Source organism: Streptococcus mitis, from assembly GCF_001579035.1.
In the GTDB taxonomy this organism is placed as follows: domain Bacteria; phylum Bacillota; class Bacilli; order Lactobacillales; family Streptococcaceae; genus Streptococcus; species Streptococcus mitis_J.
In genome coordinates this window covers 137221-143543 of record NZ_KQ970288.1, presented here as the reverse complement: position 1 = coordinate 143543, position 6323 = coordinate 137221, and the positions used below count along the sequence as shown (strand labels likewise).

4 protein-coding genes and 1 pseudogene are annotated in these 6323 nt (G+C 41.1%); 4 read left to right on the top strand and 1 reads right to left on the bottom strand.

From position 1 onward, the window contains the following. On the top strand, positions 1–170 hold a 170-nt coding region (locus SMIDD26_RS06885; RefSeq protein WP_134990212.1), incomplete at its 5' end, for an ROK family protein. 42 nt (positions 171–212) lie between these two features. On the opposite strand, the gene SMIDD26_RS06880 is transcribed toward SMIDD26_RS06885, so the two are convergent. Further along, positions 213–830 (bottom strand): TVP38/TMEM64 family protein, encoded by a 618-nt coding sequence (locus SMIDD26_RS06880; RefSeq protein ID WP_000076168.1) that lies wholly within the window; start codon positions 828–830, stop codon positions 213–215. 184 nt (positions 831–1014) lie between these two features. Here SMIDD26_RS06880 and SMIDD26_RS06875 point away from each other — a divergent pair. The 3 genes and pseudogenes from SMIDD26_RS06875 to SMIDD26_RS13100 form a co-directional block, all read left to right on the top strand. After that, positions 1015–4077: pseudogene (locus tag SMIDD26_RS06875) on the top strand (DEAD/DEAH box helicase family protein). Then, positions 4077–5681 carry an HsdM family class I SAM-dependent methyltransferase gene (locus SMIDD26_RS06870; RefSeq protein ID WP_061439643.1) on the top strand — a complete coding sequence of 535 codons (1605 nt, stop codon included), beginning with the start codon at positions 4077–4079 and terminating at the stop codon, positions 5679–5681. The pseudogene SMIDD26_RS06875 and the gene SMIDD26_RS06870 overlap by 1 nt, the downstream one beginning before the upstream one ends. After that, positions 5674–6323: restriction endonuclease subunit S (locus SMIDD26_RS13100; protein WP_246746968.1), on the top strand; the 650-nt coding region annotated here is incomplete at its 3' end. The genes SMIDD26_RS06870 and SMIDD26_RS13100, both read left to right, overlap by 8 nt.

Here is a 6323-nt window from a genome sequence, read left to right as displayed (position 1 = left end):
TCATGGCTCAACAACACATGCTGGACCGTGTCCGTGAGAAATTTACATCTCTGCTCAATGGTTACCTACCAGTGCCAGATGTGCGTGACTATATCGTGACTCCAGCAGTCGCAGGAAATGGTTCTGCCACACTTGGGAACTTTGTCCTTGCAAAAGAAGTTTCAAAATAAAGCACAAAATCCGCTTGGGAAACCAAACGGATTTTTTACGTGTCAAAGCATTTGCCAGAAAAAGTCAATAATATAGGTCAGACCGTAGGTATAAACCACGAGAGTAAAGGGCTTTGTCAGAATGATGATGGTCATATAGCGCTTGAAGCTCATCTTGGTCAGGGCGGCCAGCATACAGAGAAAGTCAGCTGGACTAATGGGCCAAATCATCATAAAGATAAAGAAACGGTCAAAACGATTGCCCTTATCCAACCAGCCGATATACTTGTCATAGGTGCGCTTGCTGACGACAGACTGGACAAAGGCAGCCCCATAGAGACGCACCAGATAAAAGATAATGGCACAGCCAATCACAATCCCGATATAGTTGTAGATAGTCCCGATGATGTGGCCGTAGATAAAGACACCAGCCACCGAGGTCAAGGCCCCAGGAATGATAGGGACGACAGTCTGTAAAATCTGTAAAAAGATAAAGAGAGGTGGTCCCCAGATACCTGCCTGCTGGATAAAGGCAGAGAGGGTTTCCTTAGACTGTAAAATCCCAGCCTGATAAGCCCAAATACAGAAAATCAAACTCCCAACCCCACCGACAATCGATGAGATGTTGATAACTTGCTGCAGAAGGGGAGAAACAGCTTTCATTTGTTTATCCTGTGACATGTAAACTCCTCATAGATAGTATAACTCTACTATACCATATTTTGGAGGAGAAAGGGGGAAGTGAGTCTTTTTGCTATGGGAAGAGTGATGGAATTTGAGGCTAAACATGCTATAATAGACCTAGTATAAAATTTGGAAATTTCAGGATATGAATAGTTCAAATGAAACGTAAGGAAGGTTTGCGATGGCAAAGAGAAAAGATTTTTCTGAATTAACAAGAGTACAAATCCCAGCAGCTCTGCATTTGATGCGTATGGGCTATACCTATCTTCCTCGCAATGGGAAGGAAATTGCAGAAAGAGATCCAGATACCAATATTCTTGTATCTGTTTTTAAGGAGCAATTTTTAACATTTAATAACTATTTAACAGATGAAGATTTTGAGAGAGAATTGACCAATATCAAGCTGGAACTGGATCAAAATGATTTAGGGCGCTCTTTCTTTAAAAGGATACAGGGACAAGAAGGTGCTGTTTATATCGATTGGGAAAATCCTGAAGCCAATACCTTCCATCTGGCGCTTGAAGTCACTTGTCAAAATGGACAAGATGAATTTCGTCCGGATATAGTTGTGTTTATCAATGGACTTCCTCTTTCTTATATCGAAGTTAAACAACCCAATGCTATCCGTGATGGAAAGACAGGAATTCAGTCTGAACAGGACAGGACTAGATACCGTTTTGAAAATCGTAAGTTCCGTCGTTTTAACAATATTACCCAGTTGATCGCTCTATCTGACAATTTGCCTTATATCAGTGGCCAAGGTCAACAAAAACAGGGTTCTTACTATGGTTCAAATGCCTATTCAAAAACCAAGTTTAATGCTTTCAAGGAAGAAAGAGAAGTCGATTTTCTGCATTCAATTGTACCTTTAAGAGAGGAACAAATTTATTTCGTACTTGAGGATGTGAAGCGTTTTGCTCTCAAATCTCAACCAGAATTTACAACGAACTTACAGCCTGACACTCCTTGCAATACTTTCCTATCTTCTTTGTATCAAAAAGAACGCCTGCTTTTCATGCTTCGTTTTGGGCTGGTCTATGTAGAGGAAGAAAGCAAGGAAGGGCAGATACAATTGCAGAAGCATGTCATGCGTTATCCGCAATACTTTGCGACAAGAGCTATCGAAGAAACCATCGCAAAAGGTGTCAAAAAAGGTGTTATCTGGCATACACAGGGCTCAGGTAAGACTGCCCTGGCTTTCTTCAATATCCGCTATCTGACCAATTATTTTTCAAAACAGGGAATTGTCCCTCAGTTTTACTTTGTCGTTGATCGCTTGGATTTGGCAGACCAAGCCTTTAAGGAATTTACCAAAAGAGGTCTAAAAGTTAAGCGCATCAACAATTCTCGAGAACTCAATCAAAAATAAGATGGTTATGATGTCGCCGTTGTCAATATCCAGAAGTTCAAAGATGATTCAGACCTGACCGACCGCTCTGGCTATGATCTCAATCGTCAGAATATCTACTTTATCGATGAAGCCCACCGCTCTTATAACGAACGAGGTTCCTATCTGCCAAATCTATACCAAGCAGATACCAATGCAATCAAGATTGCTCTGACAGGAACTCCTTTAATTACTTACAAGAAAGATGGCAAGACAAAGGAGAGTCATGCGACTACACGTGATATTTTTGGGGACTATATCCATAAATACTACTACAACCAGTCTATAGATGATGGTTTTACCTTGCGTCTCATGCGAGAGGATATCGAGACGTCCTATAAAGATAATCTCAGAGCAATCAATGAAGAAATCCAACGTGGGGATTTATCCAAAGAAGATATCTTTGCTCATCCGCACTATGTGGAACCTATGCTTGATTTTATTCTGGAGGACTTTAATCGTGCGTGTGATCTGGTTTTTGATGACCAGACCATTGGTGGTATGATTGTCTGTGATTCGTCCAAGCAGGCGCGTGAGCTTGAAAAGCAGTTAGAAGAACGACGAAAGGCTGGAACAACCAACTTGACCTCTGCTCTCATCCTCCATGATGAGGGAGACAAGGAAGAGAAAAAGGAAAAGGTGGATGCCTATAAGGAAGGTAAGATTGACCTCATTATCGTCTATTCGATGCTCTTGACAGGTTTTGATGCGCCTCGCCTCAAGCGTCTCTATCTAGGACGCAAGATTAAGGCACATAACCTTCTCCAGACTTTGACTCGTGTGAATCGTCCTTACAAGGACTATCTCTTTGGCTATGTAGTTGATTTTGCGGATATTTCTAAGGAGTTTGACAAGACTAATCGTGCATATCTGGAAGAACTCAATCAAGAGTATGATACAACCCTGACTGGGGAAAATGGAGAGGATGTGTTTGGATCGCTCTTTGTGCCCGCGGAGGAAATTTCTCAGGAACTAAGCAAGACAGAGCGCATCCTCATGGACTATCCAACCTCTAATCTAGAGTTCTTTTCTCAATCAATTGATGATATCAAGGATAGAAAGCAACTAAATGAACTACGAAAAGCCTTAGAATCGGTTAAGCAGTACTATAATATCGCCCGCTTACTTGATTATGACCATTTGCTCGAACAGATTGATATTACTCAGATTGCAACTCTGCTTAATGTGATTTCAAGACGCTTGCTGACCTTGTCCCTAATAGATAAGCCAGATGATTTTTCTAGTCGCACCCTTTTAAATCTTGCCATGTCTGAGACCAGTTTTAGTTTTGTCAAGATTGCGGAGGAAGAACTTCGTCTAGCAGCCAATGACCTAGAAGATTTGAAGCGTCGAGTTGCTGGAGGCATCATAAAACAGCGTGATGAGAAAGATCCTGAGTGGGTTTCTCTTTACGAAGAATTCCAACGCATCATGAAAAAACATCTGATTCATGGGCAAGAAGGATATACTATGGAAAACATCAAAGAAATTCAAAAAGAGTACGAAGAGCTCTTTAAGTCAGTGGAAGATTATCATACTCATATGAGACGTTTGACGATGAATTTTGACGGAGATGAAATGGCAGCACGTTCCTACAAACACATAACCAACTCGACTATGGTCAGTGATTTTCCTGCTATTTACCATGTTATCAAGGGTTCTAAAGTCAGACTAGACCGTAAAATCGGTCAAAATCAAGGAGTACTAGATAACGAGGACTTTCTCAAGAAAATGATTCGAGAAGAAGCTCGGATTGAAATGAAAACCAACCAATCTGCAAGTAGTTTGACAAGACAGGATTTTAATTATATCGTCGAGTCGTTATTTGAAGGATACGAAGAGGAATACCAACACTAATGAATGAAACATACAAAGTCCAAGTCCAAGACTTGGTAGATGATTTGAAAGCGGTCTTTACCCATGCTGGACTAGGAGGAGAAGTGGGTGAGTACAAACTCCTCACCCAGTCCTTCCTCTACAAGTTTTTAAATGATAAGTTTTTATATCAAGCCAAGGTGCTGGATGAATCCAACACTTATGAAAACTTGTTAGCAATGAGTGAAGATGACTATGACTGGCTCTTGGAGGATATCGGTACAAGTACGGCTTGGCTCAAACCAGAGCAGTTAATCGAAACCCTTCACCGTCAGCAAAATGAAGCGACTTTCTACGAGAGTTTTGAAAATACTCTTAATCAGATAGCTATTGATAATAACGATATTTTCTCTGTGCATACAGACGGCGACACAGCTATTCGTCTATTTGATGAGCGTCTGATTACCGACACAATACCAGATAGCAGTAAGCGTAACGAAGTGGCAAAAGCCATCATCAATCTCCTTGCACGCGTCAAGTTTGATGAGACCATTTTTTCACAAGGCTTCGACTTTTTCTCTACTCTCTTTGAGTACATGATCAAGGACTACAACAAAGACGGTGGTGGCAAGTATGCCGAGTACTACACGCCTCACTCAGTTGCTAAGATTATTGCTGAGATTCTGGTGGGAAATGACCAGCCATCAAACGTGCGGATTTATGACCCGTCTGCTGGTTCTGGAACCTTGCTGATGAACCTGGCTAGTCGTATCGGTGTGGATAAGACCACTGTTTACAGTCAGGATATTTCGCAAAAGTCATCCAATCTCCTTCGTCTCAACCTCATCTTGAACGGATTGCAACATTCTATACATAATATCGTACAGGGAAATACCATTATCGCTAATCGCCATCCTGAGAAGATGGACTATATCGTGTCGAACCCTCCTTTCAAGCTGGACTTTTCAGAGTGGCGTGACCGAGTGGAAAGTTTGCCAGAAGCTAGTGAGCGTTTCTCTGCAGGTGTGCCAAAGGTTCCAGCTAAGTCTAAGGATAAGATGGCTATCTATGAGCTCTTTGTCCAGCATATCATCTATTCCCTGAAACCAGATGGCCAAGCAGCCGTAGTCCTACCGACAGGCTTTATCACGGCCCAGTCAGGGATTGATAAGGCTATCCGTCAACACTTGGTGGACAATCAAATGCTGGCAGGTGTCGTTTCCATGCCGTCCAATATCTTTGCGACGACAGGTACTAACGTCTCCATCCTCTTTATCGATAAGAAAAACAAGGGCGATGTCGTCCTCATCGATGCCTCAAACCTAGGAACCAAGGTCAAGGAAGGCAAGAATCAAAAGACTGTACTGTCTCCTGAGGAAGAGCAGAAGATCGTCGAGACCTTTATCAAGAAAGAAGCCGTCGAGGACTTTTCTGTCACCATCTCCTATGAGGACATCAAGGAGAAAAACTACTCTCTTAGCGCAGGACAATACTTTGACATCAAGATTGACTATGTAGATATTACAGCAGAAGAGTTTGAAGCCAAGATGACCGCCTTTCAAAATAAATTATCAGACCTCTTCCAGCAATCGCATGCCTTGGAGCAGGAGATTGAAGGGCAGATGAAGAGGTTGAAGTATGAGTGAGTGGAAAGCATTAAGTAGTATCACTTCTAAAATTGGAAGTGGTTCAACTCCGAGAGGCGGGAATTCTGTCTATTCTGATAGTGGAATATCTTTTATCAGGAGTCAAAATGTTTTGGATATGGATTTTTCTACAGAAAATTTGGCTTTCATAAATGATAATCAAGCTGAAAAGTTAAATAATGTAATTGTAGAAAAGAATGATATATTATTAAATATTACTGGTGACTCTATTGCAAGATGTACAGTTGTTCCAGAAGAAATATTACCAGCTAGAGTAAACCAACATGTTTCTATAATTCGATGTAAGAATACAGAGGAATCTAAGTATGTCATGTATTATCTTCAATACATGAAAAAGTACTTGTTACAGATATCTAAAGTTGGTGGAACTAGAAACGCTTTGACCAAAGAAGCAATAGGAAAATTACCGATAAAAATATCTGATGATTGTAATAAAATTTCAAAAATATTAGATAATATTGACCAAAAAATCCAAATCAACAACCAAATCAACCAAGAGTTGGAAGCCATGGCTAAGACCCTCTACGACTATTGGTTTGTGCAGTTTGATTTCCCAGACCAGAATGGAAAACCCTACAAATCATCAGGCGGAAAGATGGTCTATCACCCAGAACTCAAACG